This window comes from Embleya sp. NPDC056575 (assembly GCF_042793325.1).
Lineage (GTDB): Bacteria > Actinomycetota > Actinomycetes > Streptomycetales > Streptomycetaceae > Embleya.
Window position 1 is genome coordinate 84,827 of sequence record NZ_JBHTVA010000008.1, and the last position, 17,225, is coordinate 102,051.

General features: G+C 70.9%; 15 protein-coding genes. 5 read left to right on the top strand and 10 right to left on the bottom strand.

Going from position 1 to position 17,225, the window contains the following annotated elements; all coding sequences use genetic code 11:
- Nucleotides 1-223 precede the first annotated feature (223 nt).
- From ACFRCG_RS08270 to ACFRCG_RS08305, 8 genes are all read right to left on the bottom strand, one after another.
- Nucleotides 224-1,444: an IS701 family transposase gene (locus ACFRCG_RS08270; RefSeq protein ID WP_380029987.1), complete on the bottom strand. Its 1,221-nt coding sequence runs from the start codon at nucleotides 1,442-1,444 to the stop codon at nucleotides 224-226.
- An 875-nt stretch (nucleotides 1,445-2,319) separates the two neighbouring features.
- Nucleotides 2,320-3,705: a lyase family protein gene (locus tag ACFRCG_RS08275; RefSeq protein WP_380029988.1), complete on the bottom strand. Its 1,386-nt coding sequence runs from the start codon at nucleotides 3,703-3,705 to the stop codon at nucleotides 2,320-2,322.
- Nucleotides 3,702-5,687: an FAD/NAD(P)-binding protein gene (locus ACFRCG_RS08280; protein WP_380029989.1), complete on the bottom strand. Its 1,986-nt coding sequence runs from the start codon at nucleotides 5,685-5,687 to the stop codon at nucleotides 3,702-3,704. Before ACFRCG_RS08280 ends, ACFRCG_RS08275 begins: the two co-directional genes overlap by 4 nt.
- Nucleotides 5,684-7,636 carry an anthranilate synthase family protein gene (locus ACFRCG_RS08285; RefSeq protein WP_380029990.1) on the bottom strand — a complete coding sequence of 651 codons (1,953 nt, stop codon included), beginning with the start codon at nucleotides 7,634-7,636 and terminating at the stop codon, nucleotides 5,684-5,686. The genes ACFRCG_RS08280 and ACFRCG_RS08285 overlap by 4 nt, the downstream gene beginning before the upstream one ends.
- Nucleotides 7,633-8,334 (bottom strand): isochorismatase family protein, encoded by a 702-nt coding sequence (locus ACFRCG_RS08290; RefSeq protein ID WP_380029991.1) that lies wholly within the window; start codon nucleotides 8,332-8,334, stop codon nucleotides 7,633-7,635. The genes ACFRCG_RS08285 and ACFRCG_RS08290 overlap by 4 nt, the downstream gene beginning before the upstream one ends.
- A gap of 13 nt (nucleotides 8,335-8,347) precedes the next feature.
- A complete protein-coding gene (locus ACFRCG_RS08295; protein WP_380029992.1) occupies nucleotides 8,348-9,118 on the bottom strand; it encodes a 2,3-dihydro-2,3-dihydroxybenzoate dehydrogenase in 771 nt (256 codons plus the stop codon).
- Nucleotides 9,115-10,356 (bottom strand): 3-deoxy-7-phosphoheptulonate synthase, encoded by a 1,242-nt coding sequence (locus ACFRCG_RS08300; protein ID WP_380029993.1) that lies wholly within the window; start codon nucleotides 10,354-10,356, stop codon nucleotides 9,115-9,117. The genes ACFRCG_RS08295 and ACFRCG_RS08300 overlap by 4 nt, the downstream gene beginning before the upstream one ends.
- Nucleotides 10,357-10,755: 399 nt before the next feature.
- Nucleotides 10,756-11,151: a YybH family protein gene (locus ACFRCG_RS08305; protein ID WP_380029994.1), complete on the bottom strand. Its 396-nt coding sequence runs from the start codon at nucleotides 11,149-11,151 to the stop codon at nucleotides 10,756-10,758.
- Nucleotides 11,152-11,352: 201 nt separating this feature from the next.
- Between ACFRCG_RS08305 and ACFRCG_RS08310 the strand changes: the two genes are divergently transcribed.
- The 3 genes from ACFRCG_RS08310 to ACFRCG_RS08320 all read left to right on the top strand — a co-directional run bounded on the left by ACFRCG_RS08310 (nucleotide 11,353) and on the right by ACFRCG_RS08320 (nucleotide 13,423).
- Entirely contained in the window at nucleotides 11,353-12,021 is a 669-nt protein-coding gene (locus tag ACFRCG_RS08310) for a flavodoxin family protein (RefSeq protein WP_380029995.1), read from the top strand.
- 60 nt (nucleotides 12,022-12,081) lie between these two features.
- On the top strand, nucleotides 12,082-12,879 hold the full coding sequence (locus ACFRCG_RS08315) for a VOC family protein (RefSeq protein ID WP_380029997.1): 798 nt from the start codon (nucleotides 12,082-12,084) through the stop codon (nucleotides 12,877-12,879).
- Between the two features lie 184 nt (nucleotides 12,880-13,063).
- Nucleotides 13,064-13,423, top strand: coding sequence for a transposase (locus tag ACFRCG_RS08320; RefSeq protein WP_380029998.1), 360 nt, complete (start codon nucleotides 13,064-13,066; stop codon nucleotides 13,421-13,423).
- A gap of 76 nt (nucleotides 13,424-13,499) precedes the next feature.
- Here ACFRCG_RS08320 and ACFRCG_RS08325 read toward each other — a convergent pair whose 3' ends face one another.
- Both ACFRCG_RS08325 and ACFRCG_RS08330 read right to left on the bottom strand, forming a co-directional pair.
- Complete coding sequence (locus ACFRCG_RS08325) at nucleotides 13,500-14,300, bottom strand: arylamine N-acetyltransferase (protein ID WP_380029999.1); 801 nt, start codon at nucleotides 14,298-14,300, stop codon at nucleotides 13,500-13,502.
- Nucleotides 14,297-15,313 (bottom strand): amidohydrolase family protein, encoded by a 1,017-nt coding sequence (locus tag ACFRCG_RS08330; protein ID WP_379996756.1) that lies wholly within the window; start codon nucleotides 15,311-15,313, stop codon nucleotides 14,297-14,299. The genes ACFRCG_RS08325 and ACFRCG_RS08330 overlap by 4 nt, the downstream gene beginning before the upstream one ends.
- A 265-nt stretch (nucleotides 15,314-15,578) precedes the next feature.
- Between ACFRCG_RS08330 and ACFRCG_RS08335 the strand changes: the two genes are divergently transcribed.
- Nucleotides 15,579-16,601, top strand: a complete 1,023-nt coding sequence (locus ACFRCG_RS08335; RefSeq protein WP_380030000.1) for a 3-oxoacyl-ACP synthase III family protein — start codon at nucleotides 15,579-15,581, stop codon at nucleotides 16,599-16,601.
- Between the two features lie 77 nt (nucleotides 16,602-16,678).
- Nucleotides 16,679-17,218 (top strand): SRPBCC family protein, encoded by a 540-nt coding sequence (locus ACFRCG_RS08340; protein WP_380030002.1) that lies wholly within the window; start codon nucleotides 16,679-16,681, stop codon nucleotides 17,216-17,218.
- Nucleotides 17,219-17,225 lie beyond the last annotated feature (7 nt).

Below are 17,225 nucleotides of genomic sequence, written 5' to 3' on the forward strand. Positions count from 1 at the left end.
TGCGGGCTCACCTGGTGGTGTTCGGGCTCGCCCGTGCTCGGGCTCGCCCGGTGTCCCTGCTCGCCTGGTGACCGCCGGCGCGCCGTTCCATGCCGAGGCGCCGGCGGCGGGACATGTGCCGTGGCCGCCTGCGCGCCGGCGGCGCCGGTGACTTCCGCGGGGCCGCCTCGGGAGCGAACGCGTGGAAGCACCGGTGCCGGGGGCGCGGCGAATCGGCCGTACGTCAGGCAATGCTCAGTTTGTGCTCGGCGAGTTCGGTGACCGCGTGCGCGACCGACGCGAGGGTGGCATGGCGGTGCCAGCCCGCGAACGATCGTCCGGCGAAGTCCCGGATCCCCACCTGCTCGGCACGCGGCATGCCGAGGCTCTCCACCCGCCGACTGAGCCGGATCAGGCGCAACAACGAGGCGTGGTCGGCGTTGGTCAGATCGGTCAGCCACAGTTCCGCCGGCCACTGTCCGCCGATGCCGCCGACGCCGAGCAACAGGAAGTCCCCGATTCCGCTGCGGGAACGACGGGTTCCGTCGGGGACGGCCGGCAGTCGGACCCGGACGGTGGCGACGAGTTCGGCGGCCTCGTCGGTGCCCGACGGAATGAGGAACATGCGCTTCCGGCCGACCTTGACGAGCCGCGCGATCCGGCTTGCCTGGAGGGGTTCGTCGCCCCACCCGGGTAAAGCCGGGTCGGCGGGGAGCAGCCAGGTGTCCTCGGCGATTTTGGATATGTGCGACACGCCCGCCGCACTCAGCTTCGACACGACTCCGATGCCGTCCAGCCGCTCCGCGTTCAACACCACCGGACAATCCGGTATTCGGTGCCGCATGGCGGTTTCCAGATATGCCCGGACCATCGAATCCTCCGGCGTGTCGTAGCCCGTCTCGGACCCGGACGAATCCCGTTCGCCCCGCCCGCGCGACCGCGTCGGGGGCAGGTGCAGCCGCCAGTTGACCGGGCTCGCCGTGGTGGCGGACACCGCCCACACGCCGACCACCTGCTGTGCGGTCACCGCCTGGCCCCGCTCCCAGGAGAAGGTCCTGGCGACCCCGACGGAGTGGGTGCCCGACTTCGGGATGATCATCGGCTGCAACACGCAGGCATGGGGTGAGGTGTGCCGGGCGAGATAACGCCCGAGCGCCTCCCGCATCGGTTCCCAGTCCCAGGTGGAGTCGTTGATGAAGTGATGCAGCCCCTGGTCGTTCACCTGCTTGCCGAGAAAGGCGGCGATATTCCGTACCGACTTCCGCCCCGGAGCGCCGAGCAGCCCACGGAGATACATGACGCCTTTACGTCGTTGATCCGCCCTCGGCAGGGAGGCGAAAATAATCGGGGAAAGCTCGGCGACCAAACGATCGAGGGTCACCTTTCTGGCCGCCTCGGAATCCGCGCCACCGTCGGCGAATTTCGGCAGACACGCATGATTGGGGCTGCCGTTGGCGAGCGCCATTACCACTCCTGTTGTTGAACGAACGGTTCACTTCCGAAAGAAATCGGCAACGAAAAACGGCAGCCTGAAAAAGAACGACGAGGCATGGCTGTGACACGCCGCGTGGGGGCGTCGTCGTTGGGGGCGATATCCGATGCGACAGGCGAGAGCGAGGGGCGGGGGGTGGGATTCACGGAATACGGGGTGACGCGGCCGACCGCGATCCCGGCGCGCGCGGACCCTGCAGCGCGCGCCGGGGCCGCCGGGCACCCGGCCAGCGCGGCCAACCGCGGCCGACCGCACGTCAGGCGACACGGGATCGTCGGGGGGCACGACCGCCGGGCGGCGCACGGGCGTCCGGGGCGGTGCACGGACTCGGCCCGGGGGGAGCGGCTAGCGCGTCCGAATTCTTCCGGCGATCACGGCTCGACAACCAATACGGGTCGTTGGGGGAAATAAACCGACGGGTTTCTCGGCCCCGCCGCCACGATCGGGCCCGACGACCTTTCCGAGTCGTGGAGCCGTCCGCTCGTATTCATTGATCCCCCTTCATCCGGCCGACCGATCGAGGGCCGCACCGGGACTCACGACAAAGCCGTGGCGCCGCGGACCCGCATCCGCCGCACCCGACCTGCTGCCGTTTTCAGGTCAATGCGGTTCGAATTTAATCGCACGATAGTTCGCCGGCAAGGTCGGGGCGCGGTCAGACTGGTCATCACCGGGTCAGGCCGGTCAGCGTTGCGGTCGGATGCGCACCGATAGTGCACGTCCTGTAATTTCACCGAAACACGCGGGCCGGGATACCGGGATACCGGGAATATTGTCGCGCGGAAGATACCGGGTACCGGGTGGGTGGCGGGCCGGTCGGCGGGGGACACCGACCGGCCCGGGTCCGCTCAGCGCCCGGGGTCCGCGCGCAGGGACCACTCGACCAGGTCGGCGGCGGCGCCGGTGTAGCCGGCCGGGTCGCAGAGCCGGGTCAGCTCGGCGGCGTCGAGATGCTCGGCCACCTCGGGCATGCCCGCGAGGTGGTCGGCGAGCGGGCGGCCCCGCCGGTCGGCCGCCTCGACGGCGCGGTTGAGCAGCGCCGCGGCGGCCGGCTTGCCCAGGTGCGCGGCCAGCACGCCGGCGACCCGTTCGGCGACGATCGCGCCGCCGGTGAGGGCAAGATTGACACCCATGCGCTCGGGCCGCACGACCAGGCCCTCGGCCAACTCCACGGCGGTGTGCGCGGCGCCGCCGGTCAGCCGCAGGCACTCGCGCAGCGGTTGCCACTCGGCGTGCCACGCGCCGCCCGAGCGTTCGTCCTCGGCGAGCATGCACTGAGTCAACACGGCTGCCTGCGAGGGCACTTGCAGCGCGGCGCTGCGAATCAGCGTGGCCAGTACCGGATTACGCTTCTGCGGCATGGCCGAGGAGGCGCCCCGCCCGGGCACGTGCGGCTCGACCACCTCTCCGACCTCGGTCCGGGTCGACGACTGCACGTCGACCGCGAACTTGCCCAGGGCACCGGCGGTATGCGCCCAGGCCGCACCGACGTCGGCGATCGGCGTCCGCAGCGCGTGCCACGGCAACACCTGCGCGCACAGCCCGGTTTCTGCGGCGAACGCGGCCACCAGCCGCTCCGGGTCGGCGCCCGCCTCGACGTACCCGGCCAGGGTGCCGGCCGCGCCGCCGAGCGAGACCGGCAGCCCGTTCGACACGGCGGCCACCCGCCGATCGGCGTCCAGGACCAGCCGCCGCCAGCCCGCGGCCTTGAGCCCGAACGTGGTCGGCACCGCGTGCAGCGCGAGCGTACGCCCGGCCACCGGCGTGTCGCGGTGACGCCGGGCGAGGGCGCCCAACGCCTTCGCCACCCGGGCCAGATCCGCGCGCAACAGCGCCGCCGCGCGCCGCACCACCAGCATCGCGGCGGTGTCGAAGATGTCCTGGCTGGTGGAACCCAGGTGCACGTGGCGCGCGGCGTGCGGATCGATCGCGGAGACCACCCGGGTCAGCGCCCGGACCAGGGCGACCACCGGATTGGCGCTCTCGCGCGCGTCCACCGCCAGGGCCCGCAGGTCGAACCGGTCGGCGTGCGCGGCGGACGTGATCACCTCGGCCGCCGAGGCCGGCACCAGGCCGAGCGCGGCCTGCGCCCGGGCCAGCGCGGCCTCGGCGTCCAGCAGCGCCTGCAACCACGCCGCGTCGCCGACCGCCGCCTCCACCGGCGTGCCCGCGCGCACCGGCGACAACAACCCGGCGTCCACGAGCGGGAGTCGCTCGCCCGCGGCGTCGGTCATACCACGACCTCGATGTGCTCGCCCTCGGTCGCCGCGTCGATCTCGCGCCGGCTCGGGCCCAGCGCGAGCACCGCGCGCGCGATCGCGTCCGCGTCGGCGATGGTCACCGAGTCCACGCCGGGGCGGATCCCGGCCGCGGTGACCCAGTGCACCGCCTCGGTGGGCACGCCGTACGCGAAGCGCCTGGGGTGCGCCCGGCCGTGCGCGTCGATCACCCGGTACGGCCGTTCGGTCACCGCCAGCCCGCCGGTCTCGTAGTCGTACTCGTCCTCGCCCGCACTCGGGACGCGGAAGGTCGTACACGCCTCGGTGTGCAGCAGATGGCGCAGCAGCGGATCCGCCGTGCGCCGCAGGTCGGGTTCCGGCAACCGCGCCTCGATCAGGATCTGCGCCCGCACCGTGGGCCCGGGGACCGTGGTGGAGTCGGCGATGAAGGAGGGGGTGCGGGTGTCGATCCGGATCCGGGTGTCCGGGCCGGTCAATTCGAGCACGCCGGCCTCGATCAACGCGATCATCTGCTCGATCCGGCGTGGTGGCGGGCCGATCGACAGGAACGCGTTCAGGGGGGTGTACCAGCGCTCCAGTTCGTCGCGGTGCGACGTCCCGTCCAGGCCGCCCTGGTCGACCGCCAGGCGGACCTCGTTGCGCAGGTCGCGCAGTACGTCGAGGGCGGCCTTGAACGGGCCGCTGACGTTGCCCTGACGGGCCTGGCGCACATCCTCGGTGAGATGTTCCAGGAGCCACTTGCGGAACGCGTCCCGGTCGGCGAACTCCCGTCCCCGGAGCGGATCGGCGATCGTGTCCCAGCTCCAGCGGTCCGCGAGCGTGATGCCCCGGTCGGTGAGCACGGTGTCGCGCTCGGCCGGCCCGGCGGTGAGATACCGCTCGGCGAACTCGGCGCACTCCTCGCCCCGACCGCCCCGCCGGAGCAGCGTCTCGTAGTAGACCGTCTCCACCTCGCGGGCGATCAGCGGCCACAGGTCCTGCTTGAAGGAGATCGGCGCGCCCTGCCGGGACCGCGCGCGCAGTCCGGCCACGTAGTCCGGGGTCAGCAGGCGCGGGAAGTAGCGGCCGTGCGCGCCCTTCTCGTTCTCGCCGCGTGCCTGGTAGGGCAGGCCGCGCCGGGAACTGGCGTACAGGATCGGCTCGTTGCCGCTCGGCCGGTACACCGTTCGGTCCTCGACCTGCTCGAACCGGCCGCCGCGGCCCAGGGTGAACAGCGCGAGGTAGTCGAAGAAGCACAGGCCCAGGCCGCGCAGCAGTACGGGCCGACCGGGTGCGACGCCGTCGAGGTCGGCGTCGGCCGGGTTGGTCGGGGTGAGGTAGGTCAGGTGGTTGATCCGCGCCAGGCTGGCCGTGCGCTCCTCCCGGGGCGTGGGCCGCGCCGCGACGTGTCCCTGGGCGAGCACGACCGCGTCCAGGTGGTTCAGCCTGGTCCCGTTGGCCAGTCGCACGCCCTGCGGCCCGCCGGTGAATCCGTGGGTGTCGGCCATGGCCACGGCGCGCGAGCGGTGCTCGCGGATCTCCACGTGCGCGGGCGCGCCGTCCCGGATGCGCCGGAAGCAGTCGGCGAAGTACCAGCCGCACAGGGTCCGCGTGGGGTAGTCGTTCGGCCCGAGCCGGCCCGCCTCGGCGAGCGTGGCCGGGTCGTATCGGTCCGCTTCGACGCCCCCGGCCGCGTGCCGCAGCGCGAGGTCGGCGGCCCATTGGTACAGGCTCGGTCCGGGCTCGATCGGTCCGTCGATCCGCGACGCGGCGTCGGAGAAGACGGTGGTCTGCGAGGCGACCGTGTTGGTCAGCAGATGCCGCGACTGTTCGATCCGCCAGACCGCGCCGGCGCCGGGCGCGGCCGGGTCGACGACGTGCACGACCAGGCTCTCGTGCGTCGGCCGGGCACGTTCGTTCGCGCACAGCCGCTCCAACACGGACAACCCGCGAGGACCGGTGCCGATGATGGCGATCTCGTGTGGCGTGGTGTTCACGGACGCACCCCTTCCGCACCTCGGGCCGACGCGGTCGCGCGGTGTCGCCCGGCGTCGAGCACGTCGGCGATCAACGTGCCCAGGATGCGCGTGCCGTCGCGCGTGAGCACCGACTCGGCGTGGAACTGCACGCCCGCGAAGTGCGGTCCGCGCAGCGCGTGTACCTCGTTGACGCCCTCCTCGCGGCAGATCTCCACTGTCCCGACGTCGGGCAGATACGCCCGGTCGAACGCGCTGCGGGCCACGAAGCTGTTGTAGAACCCGACCCGTTCGGGGCGGCCGAACAGTTCGATGCTCTTCTGGACACCCTGATGCGGCGTCGCGCGGCGGCGCAGATCCAGGCCGAGTTGATGGCTGAGCACCTGGTGGCTCAGGCACACCGCGAGGAACGGCAGCCGCTCGGCGAGCAGTTGCTTGATGCCGTCGTGAAGGCGCTCGATGCGCGGATCGCCGTGGTCGAGCGGATCGCCGGGTCCCGGGCCCATCACCACGAGGTCGTGCTCGGTGAACGAGTACGGCTCGTCGTAGCCGCGCACGCTCACCCGCGGTCCGAGCGAGCGCAGCTGGTGGGCGATCATCGCGGTGAACGCGTCCTCGGCGTCGATCACCAGGACGTGCCTGCCGGCCAGGTTCGGGAACTCCCCCGCGTCGCTCCCGGGTCCGTCCAGCCAGAAGCGGGCCAGGTCGGTGTTGCGCTCGCGCAACGCGGCCCGGACCCGCGCGTGTCCGCCCAGCGAGCGGACCGGCGTCACGGCCGAACGCGGCGCGCCCAGCAGGCCGTTGGCCTTGACCCACGTCTCCGCGACCTCGGCGGCCGGCTGCGAGTCGCGGACCAGGGTGGCGCCGACCGCGATGGCCATGCGCCCGGAGGCGTCGATGTCGGCGGTACGGATCAGGATCGACGAGTCCAGCGTGTGTCGTCCGGCGCCGTCCCGGCCGAACAGCGCGATCACCCCGGAGTAGTAGCCGCGGCCCTCCGGTTCGTACCGGGCGATCACCCGGGCCGCGCTCTCCACCGGACTTCCGGTGACGGTCGGCGCGAACAGCGTGGTGCGCAACACCTCGCGGACGTCGCGGTCGGTGCGCCCCTCGATGAGGTATTCGGTGTGCGCGAGCCGCGCCATCTCCTTGAGGAACGGCCCCACTACCCGGACGCCTTGGTCGCAGACCCGGGACATCATCTTGAGTTCCTCGTCCACGACCATGTACAGCTCGTAGGTCTCCTTGCGGTCGCGCAGGAAGTCCATGACGCCGGTCAGCGTGGGCCCGGAGGTGGGATACCGGTAGGTGCCGCTGATCGGGTTCATCACCGCGACGCCCTGACGCAGGCTCAGGTGCAGTTCCGGGCTGGCGCCGACGAGGGTACGGGTGCCGGTGTGCACCAGGAACGTCCAGTAGGCGCCGGATTCGTGCGCGAGCAGGCGGCGCAGGAACGCGGCGGCGGTGGCCGGGGTGTAGTCGGTGATGTCGGCGAGGAAGCGGCGCTTGAGCACGAAGTTCGCGCCCTCGCCGGCGCTGATCTCGTCCCTCAGCACGTCGGCGACCAACGCGGCGTAGGCGTCGTCGTCGATGTCGAAGTGCCCGTCCGTCCAGTCGATCTCCGTGTCCGGCAGTCGGTCGAGCACGTCGGCGCGGGCGAGCGTGGCCTGCTCCCGGACGGTCAGCGTCACCAGCGGCGCGCCGTCGTCGGGCGCCGGCAGGCCGCGTTCGCCGAGTTGCCGGTACGGCAGCAGCGCCAGCACGTCCGGGCCGGCCGGTCCGTAGGGCGAGTCGGGGATGGGGATGTCGGCGACGCGGTCCACCACGCCGATGTCCCCGGTGAGGATCTCCACCCGGTCGCCGGCGGTGACCGTGGGGCGGTACAGCAGCGCGAACGGCGGCGGGTCGGCGGCCAGGACCCGTTCCAGGAGGGCCCGGGCCGCGTCCTCGGCCGGGGGTGTACGGCTCATCTCGCGGCCCCGATCCTCGTCGCCTCGGCCCCGGCGGGCGACGCGCCCGCCACGACCGGGACGAGCGGGCCGTCGTCGGTGCGCAGCCCCCGGGTGGTGGCGACCACCGCGCACTGGAGGGCGGCGTATTCCAGGGCGAGGGCGTGGTCGGCCGCGGAGAAGTCGGCGACCGCGTCGGCGACCAGGAAGGTGCGGATGTCGTTGGTGAACGCGTCCACGGCGGTCATCAACACGCCGACGTGCGCGTAGATCCCGCAGACGACGAGCTGATCGCGGCCGCACGCGCGCATGCGCTCCAGCAGGTCGGAGCGGAAGAAGGCGCTGTAGCGCCACTTGGTGAGCAGCCAGTCGCCCGGACGCGGGGCCAACTCGTCGACAACGGCCCGGTCCTCGGCGGACACCCGCATGCCCGGACCCCAGAAGTCCAGCAGCAGGCCGCGCTGTTCGGCGGTCATCGAGCCCGGCTGGGCGGTGAACGCGACGGGCATCCCGAGGTGGGCGCAGCGTTCCCGCAACAGCACGATGTTGTCGATCAGTTCGCGGCGCTGGGCGGCGGCGAACGGGCGCACGAAGTAGCGCTGCATATCGTGCACGAGCAGGACCGCACGGTCCGGATCCACCGTCCACCGGGCGGTGTTGGCCGGCAGATCGCTCTCGCCGGGCAGCGGATATGGGGCAATGTCCGGGATACCGGGCATGATGGCTTTCCTTTCAGGCGCCGAGCGTGGCGCCACCGTCGACCGTCAGCTCGTGCAGCGTGATGTGCCCGGCCTGGTCGGACAGCAGGAAGAGCACCGCGGCGGCGACGTCCTCGGGCCGGGCGAGCTTGCCCAGCGGGATGCCGACGCGGAACGCGTCGGGGTCGCCCTCCAGCGTGTGCGTACGCCCGCTGTCGTCGTGCCACATCGACCACAACATCGGCGTGTCGGTCGACCCGGGCGCGACCACGTTGCAGCGGATGCCGTATCGGGCCACCTCCAGGCCGAGCGACTTGGTGAACATCGTGGCCGCGGCCTTGGAGGCGGCGTAGCCGGCCATCTTCGCGCGCGGCGTACTGCCGCCGTTCGAGGACACCGTGACCAACGCCCCCTCGCCGCGCGCCGCCATCCGGTCGACCACGGCGCGGGACATGTGGAACACCCCGCCGACGTTGACCGCGAACATGTCCGCCCAGTCGCGGTCGGACATCTCGCGGACCGGGCCGAGCCGCAATACGCCGGCGGCGTTGACCAGGAAGCGCACCGGGCCCAGCTGCGCCTCGACCGCGGCCACGGTGGCCTCGACCTCGTCCGCGTCGGTGACGTCGGCGGGGAAGGCGGTCACGGGCAGGCCTTCGGCGACCAGCTCCGCGACGTACTTGCGCAGCCGGTCCGCGTCCCGGTCCACCGCCGCCACCGTCGTGCCGCGCTCGCCGAGCGCGCGCACCACCGTGCCGCCGATCCCCCCGGCGGCGCCGGTGACCACCGCGACCTCGTTCGTCATGTCGATTGCCCTCCTGTCGCTTGATGTGCCGAGCCCGACCCGGCCTCGGCCGCCGTCCACGCGTCGGGCGCGACCTCGGCGTCCCAGGCGGCCAGGACGAGCAGTGCCTGCTCGACCGTCAGGCGCGGATCGCAGAAGCTGGTGTAGACCTCGCCCGCCCGGTCGGCCTCCCACGTGTCGAACACGCACTCCGTGACCTGGTCCGGGGTGGTCTCCAGGTGCACGCCGCCCGGGTGTTCGCCGGCTTCGGCGAGCACCGCGCGGAACGCGGCGACCTCGCGGCGGAGCGTGCGCACGTAGCGCGTCTTGTAACCGCGTTCGGTCACCACGGTGTTGCCGTGCATCGGATCGTTCAGCCACACCACCGGATGACCGGCCGCGCGCACCGCGCGGACCAGGGCGGGCAGCCGTTCGGCGATGGTGTCCGCGCCCATCCGGATGATCAGGGTGAGTCGGCCCGGCAGGCGGTCCGGGTCCAACCGCAGGCACAGTTCGATGAGTTCGGCCGGGTCGATGTCCGGGCCGACCTTGACCGCGACCGGGTTGACCACCTTCGCGAGCAGCGCCACGTGCGCGCCGTCGACCTGGCGGGTGCGTTCGCCGATCCACGGCCAGTGCGTCGAGGTCAGCAGCAGGTCGCCGGACTCGGTCCGCCGTACCAGGGGCAGTTCGTAGTCCAGGACCAGAGCCTCGTGGCTGGTCCACACCGGCACCCTGGGGTGGGCGGCCCGGTGCCGGTCCAGGTGTCCCATGATCTCGGACGCGGCCAGGTAACCGGTGACCAGGCGCAGCGGATCGGGCTGCCGCTCCTCCGCCACCGGTTTCGGGCCGTTGACCAAGTGGCCTCGGTATACCGGCAGTTCGATGCCGTCGACATACTCGGTCGGGCGGGATCGGGGCTTGGCGAACTGGCCGGCGATGCGTCCGACGCGCACGACCGGGCGGCGGCCGAGCCGTTCCATCGCACCGGCGAGCAGGTCGAGGACGGCGATCCGGCGGGCGACATCGGCCTCGCCGCACTCCCCGGGATCCTCGGCGCAGTCGCCGGCCTGGATCACCTCCGCCGCGCCGGCGCTCACCTGCGCGAGGCCGCGGCGCAGCGTACGCACGTCGGTTTCGCCGACCAGGCCGGGGCGTGCCGCAAGCGTTTGTCGAACATTGTGGATCTGGGCGTCGTCCTCCCAGTCCGGCTGTTGCGCGGCCGATTGCCGCAGAATCGGCAGCAGGTCACTGGTCAATGCCGGCTCCAGCGATTGAATGCCCACCCGGACGGCCGCGGTTATTCGGCGCGGCCGTCCGGTCTCGGAATTTACTTGGACGGTGATCCGAAACGACGAAAGAGAACACGCCCCCACCCTCGCTCTTTTGTCCGAACGCGCCAAGGGCGGGGGTTCCGGTTCGTCAGGTCGGTGCGAGTCTGTCAGCTGGCCGGACATCTGACAGATTCGCGGAAATCGGCTTGGCCCGGGATTTACCGTCTGCGAGGGTGCCGGTACGGGCCGAAATCCCGGATCGAAAACGGGCGTGGATACGCACCGGGAAATGAATTCGAACCCGGTGCCGGGACCGGCCGGCGCCGCCGTGCGCCTACCGCCGGGCGGGCGCGCCGCGGGTCGGCCGGGGCCGCCCGCGATGGTTCAGCTCGTGCCCGACGGGTTGGAGATCACGTACCGCCAACAGCCGTCCGCCCCCCGCCGGGCGACATCGGTCGCGGTGCCCTCGATGTGCACGTGGACACCGTCCGGACCCACCCCGTCGTGCACGTAGTCGTTGATCACCAGGGCGATGTCGCCGACCACGTAGACGTTGCGCAGCGAGACGGCGATCGGGATGCGATGGCGCAGCACCATCGGCAGCGCGGCCCGCCGCCGCGCGCCCGCCGTGGTGACCCCCGGCTCGCGCACATGCATGCCCTCCGGTTCGAAAAGCTCCTGGAGCAGTTCGATGTTTCGGTCGTTGAAGGCGCCCACGAAGGTGTGCAGGAGCTCGGCCGGCTCGGCGGGAAGGCGTACGTCGTTTCGAATGGCAGACATGGTTCGAGTACAGCATCAGGCGGCGGAGTCGGACAGAACCGGGGGGCATGTCTGTCACCTCGGGTTTTCCGGACCCGGCAATACCCAGGCGGACCTGACAGATCCCGAAATCATGCCTGGGCCGATCTTTTGTCGACCCGGCATGATGTCGGCGATATCTGCCCACGCAGAGACGATATCGGCTCACCGGGAGCGTACCCCTTGACCAACATCACCATCATCTTCCATTCGCGCAGCGGTAACATTTACCAGCTCGTCGAAAAGGCCGCGCAGACGGCTCGGACCGCGGGCGCCGAGGTGCGCGTGCGCAAGGTGGCCGAGTTGCCCGACCCGATGATCCTGGACAAGCAGGCGTATCAGGATCTGGCGACCGCCACGGCGGACATCCCGGAGGCGGGCCTGGACGACCTGGTGTGGGCCGACGCGATCATGATCGGCACGCCCGTCCACTACGGACTGCCCGCGCCGCAGATCCTGAACTTCTTCGACCACACCGGACCGGTCGCCATTCCGGGCAAGTTGATGAACAAGGCCGTTTCCGCGTTCGCTTCGGGATCGATGCCGCACGCGGGCCAGCAGGCGACGATCCTGGCGCTGCACAACGCGTTCTGCCACTGGGGTTCGGTGATCGTCTCCAACGGTTCGGCCGCGGCGGTGCTGCACCAGCCCGGCAACGGCGCGCCGTACGGCACCGGCACCATCTCGCGGCACGAGGCGAGCAGCGTCACCGACGACAACCTCGGCGCGATCGAGTACCAGACGCTGCGCACGCTCCAGGTCGCGGGCGCGCTCAAGCGCGGACTCGAACCCGAGCCGGGGATCACCCTGGTGAGCGAGGAACGGCTGCGGAAATTCGGCCTCGACATCTGAGGCGAGCACGATCCGGTGACGGGCGCCGTCCGGCGACACGAACGAACCGAGGAACCCCGCATGACATTTCGCGACACCGCGTGGCCGGAGGGTACGCCCTGCTGGGTGGAGGTCCGGGTCTTCGACCCCAAACACACGAGCGAGTTCTACGGAGCCCTGTTCGGATGGGAATTCCTGGACCGGGGCGAGGAGTACGACCACTACCTGACGGCGAGTCTGGCCGGTCGCACGGTCGCCGACATCGGTCCCCGGTTCGAGGAGCCGGCGGGCGCGCCGTCGGCGTGGCTCGTCTGCATCGCGGTCGAGAGCACCGACGCGGTGGCGGAGCGGATCGTCCGGGCGGGCGGAACGCTGACGGTGGAGCCGACCGACGTCGGCACGCACGGCAGGTTCGCGGTGGCGGCCGACCCGGGCGGGGCGGTGTTCGGGATCTGGCAGGCGGACGAGTACTTCGGCGCCGAGGTCGCGGACGTACCCGGCGCGGCGGTGTGGCACCGGTGCCTGACCCGGGATCACGCGGCGGCGCAGGCGTTCTATGTCGAGGTGTTCGGCTACACGGTCACGCCCGAACCCGACGGGCCGGGCGGGCCGGGCGGTGGCCCGGACGCGGCGGCCGGCGTCGTGTTGCGGCTCGACGGCCGCCCCGTGGCCGGCCTCGCCGAGGCGGGCGCGGGGGCGGCGTCGCACTGGTTGGTCACGTTCGGGGTCGCCGAGGTGGCGACCGCGATCAAGAAGGTGACCGCGTCGGGTGGGTCCGTCGTGACCGGTCCGTACGACACGCCGCGCGGCCCGAGCGTCCTGGTCGCCGACGAGCAGGGCACCCCGTTCGAGGTGGTCGCGGTGGGCGCGGCGACCTGACGGGGGACGGCATCCGGACATCGTCCCGAAGTCCGCTTCGTGCGGGCTTCGGGGCGATGTCGTGTCCGGGGTTCGACCGCACTCCCGACCGCTGTGTCCACACGCGGGTACGAAGCGTGAAACGGGCGTGAGCGTAAGGGAGTTGCCCACATCCGGGAGGGCCCGCCATGGCATGCTGCGCGTCATGGTGGGTGATGCGCTGTCGGGGCGGTTGGTGCCGGATCGTCTGTGGGAGTTGGTGGTTCCGTTGTTGCCCGGGTTCGGGGTGCGGCGGCAGGGGGGTGGTCGGGCGCCGGTGGAGGAGCGCGCGGTGTTCACGGCGGTGGTGTTCGTGCTGACCAGTGGGTGTGCGTGGCGGCAGTTGCCGGCGTGTTTCGGGGTGGCGTCGCCGACGGCGCATCGTCGGTTCATGGTGTGGACGAACGCGGGGGTGTGGCCGCGGCTGCACCGGGCGGTACTCGACCACCCGCACTCGCGCGACGAGATCGAATGGGGCGAGGCGATCGCCCTGGCCGCCACCGCCCGCCGCACACGAGACACATGAGCACGCGCGGACGCGACGAGGGGCCCGCGCGCCGACGTGCTCGCCCGGGCCCCGCACCACGCTCCGATCCGCGTCCCTAGTCGAACGCGATCTGCACCGTGCCGTCGGTGATCACCTTGACCGGCAGCCGGTCCAGCTTGATGCCGAACCACTTGTCGTACGCGGTCAACAGCTCGTGCTCGTCGGTGATCGTCACGCTCTCCCGTCGGTCGCCCTCGACCCGGCTGAACCGGTCCTCCTTGAGGGTGACCCGGCCGGTCTCGGTCGGCAGCGAGCAGAACAGGTTCTGCAAAAACGGCGAGTCCGGCGCGGTGCGATACCACCACAGCGTGGGCGCGAAGTCGGACAGTTCGCACGGCACGTCGTAGACCCGGTACAGCGCCGTGTCGTTCGCCACGACGTCGATGCCGCCGTCGTCGGCCCGCTCGATCCGGAACGCGCCGTTCGGGTCCTCCTGGACCGCGTCGGTGTCCAGGGACAGCGGATACCTGCTGTTGCGACCGAAGCCGACGTCGACGAGCCATTCCCCGCCGTCGATCCGGACCTTGAGCGCGAGATGGCACAGCGGGGCGGTGAGATTTCCCTTGATCCACACCCGGCCCGGCATTATCGAAACCTCGTAACCGAGGCTTTGCAACAGGAAGGAAAGTGCCGGATTGACCTCGTAACAACCGCCGCCCCGACGCTCGTGGACGACCTTCGCGACCACCCTTTCGTCCATCAGGATGTCTTCGCCGAGGTGATAGCTCAAATTCTCGAAGGGAACCGCGAAGAGGTGCCTTCGGTTCAACTCGCGCAGCGATTCCAAGTCGGCCCGCTCCGGCCGGTTTGCGGCGATGCGATCCAGGTATGCGGATACCATGGCGTCGTCGATCACGTCAGCGATCCCCTTTCTGATTCCGAGTGGTCCGCGAATCGCGGGAAGAGTTCGGCCGCGTTGCCCAACTGGATGCGGGTCAGCTCGTCCGGCGAGAACGCGCCGTGGTCGACGATGAATCGGCCGTTCTCCGCGCTGAACGATTCCGGCATGAACGGGAAGTCGGAGCCGACCAGGATCCGGTCCGGCCGGGCGAACGAGCGCACCGAGGCGAACGCGTGCGGATCGCCGATCATGGCGGTGTCCGAGTAGAGCTTTTGCAGGTATCCGATCGGGTCCTCGGGCAGCCGCTCGGCGAGGTCGGAGACGATCAGCGGCCCGAGCGCGAGGCGGCCGGCGAAGTACGCCATGCCACCGCCGCCGTGGGACAGGATCAGCCGCAGCCCGGGGTGCCGCTCCAGCGTGCGGTTGTACAGGAGCTGCGCGGTCAGCCGCACCGTCTCGAACGGGAACTCGCAGAGCGAGGCCGGGAGTCCGAAGGCGGGCTGGCCGGTGGACGGGGGTACCGTCGGGTGCACGAACATCGGCACCCGGCGGCGCGCCGCCTCCGCCAGGAACTCGTCGAGCGACGGGTCGCCGAGGTAGACCCCGTTGTAGTTGGTGATCAGCCCGACGCCGTCGAGGCCGAGCACGTCCTGGCAGTACTCCAACTCGGCCAGGGCCGCGTCCACATGCGGCAGCGGCAGCACCGCGAAGGCGCCCAGCCTGCCCGGGTGCCGGGACACCAGCTCCGCCATGAACTCGTTGATCCACCGGGCCAGATGCGCCCCGGTGTCCGCGTCCACCGCCGGCACCCCCGGCCAGATGTTGACCACGGCCGCCCGGATTCCCTGCCGGTCCATCATGTCCAGGCTGGTTTCGATTTTCCACGCCGGTTTGTCGACGCCGGGCAACGTCGATGCGAACCCGAGTCTCCGCAGTTCCTCGACATAGAATTCGGGAACGATGTGGTGATGTACGTCGATGGCGTTCGACCAAGGCGTGCCCACGGCCACGGAAGCGCTTGTCCGCATGAATGTCCTTCGTCCAGACGATCCGGCACAGCAATACTCGACCCTACTTTTCGGCGTCGGGGAGTGTCGATGTGCCGGCGGTGAGTCTGTCACCTTCTGCGGACGGGTCGGTTTCCGCGCCGCCGACCGAGATGACAGTTCCCGATGCATTGCCTGGAAATCCCGCGACACCGCTGCCAATCTTTCCGGGCAGAGCGGCCGCACCGGGCGTCGATCGTGTCGTCGGCCCGGATTGCCGTTCCGCGCCGACACGAGATGGGTGAATATGACTACGCACGCAGTCGGAGCACCGGGTGGGGACGCGGTCGGGATCCTCGGTACCGGCTCCTACCTCCCCGGCGACGTGGTGACCAATACCGACGTCGGCACACCCGCCGGAGTGACCGACGAGTGGATCACCCGCAAGACCGGGATCCGCGAGCGCCGTTGGGCCAAGGCCGACGAAGCCACCTCGGACCTGGCGGCGATGGCCGCGCGCGCCGCCCTCGGCAACGCCGGCGTCCGGGCCGAACAGATCTCGCTCGTGATCGTGGCGACGTCCACGCCGGACTCGCCGCAACCGCCCACCGCCGCCGCCGTCGCGGCCGAACTCGACGTCCCCGCGGGCACCCCGGCGTTCGACCTCAACGCCGTGTGCAGCGGCTTCGTCTTCGCGCTCACCACCGCCGAGCGGATGATCCGGGGCACCGGCGGCCACGCCGTGGTGATCGGCGCCGACATCTACTCGCGCACCCTCGATCCCAGCGACCACCGCACCTCGGTGTTGTTCGGCGACGGCGCGGGCGCGGTGGTGCTCGGCCCCGGTGCCGGTCGCGGGGTGCTGGCCACCCGACTGGCCACCTATCCGGCGGAGCGCCAGTTGATCCGGGTGCCCGCCGGCGGCTCGCGGATCCCGGCCTCGCCGGCGTCCCTCGATCAGGGACTGCACTACTTCCGGATGGACGGGCGGGCGGTCCGCGACTTCGTCGCCGAGCAGGTCGGCCCGCTGATCCGCGCCTTCCTGGCGGAGCACGCGCCGAACCCCGCGCGGCCGCCGCACTTCGTGCCGCACCAGGCCAACGGCCGGATGATCGAGGCCCTCGCCGACGACCTCGGCTTCCCGATCGAGCGCACGCACACCACCGTCGAACGTTTCGGAAATACCGGCGCGGCGTCCATACCCATTTCCCTGGATGCCGCCGCCGACCGCTTCGAAGCCGGCGATTCGGTACTGCTCGCCGGTTTCGGCGGGGGCATGGCCGTCGGTCTGGCACTCGTCGAATGGGACGGGCCACGCGGCGCGGATTGACGACGTTCGACGACACCTGACGAATCCGGCCACCGTTTCGTTGTACCGGGCGGCCGGCGCCCGGGATGATTTCATCCATGAGTGAAAGCAGCGTTACCACCCCCCTGTTCGAGGTCGCTTTCGAAACGCGCGTGGGGAAATCGCCGGCGGCCGTCTACGCCGTGCTCAGCGACCTGCCGCGCTGCCGCGAGTGGAGCGAGGAGTGCACCGGCGGGGAATGGGTCGAGGGCGCGCCGGGCGCGGTCGGATCGGTCTTTCGCGGCGAGAACTTCCGTCGTACGGACGTGGTTTCGTGGGCCCCCGTGGTCCGCGGCGTCTGGCACACGCACGCCGAGGTGGTGGCCGCCGAACCCGGGCGCCGCTTCCGCTGGGCGATGCGGACCAACGACGGACGGGCCCAGGACAGCGTCTGGGGATTCGACATCGCCCCGGCCCCGGGCGGATCCGCCCTCGTGCACACCTTCCGGATGGGCACCGCCACGGAGGGAATCCGGGGCATCACCGCCGAAATGACCGAGGACGAGAAGAAGAGATTCTTCGCCGAATGGGGAGCGAAGCTCGAAAAGGACATGGCGGCCACCGTGGCGCGACTCAAAAAGGTCATCGAGGCCGACTGAGCGCACC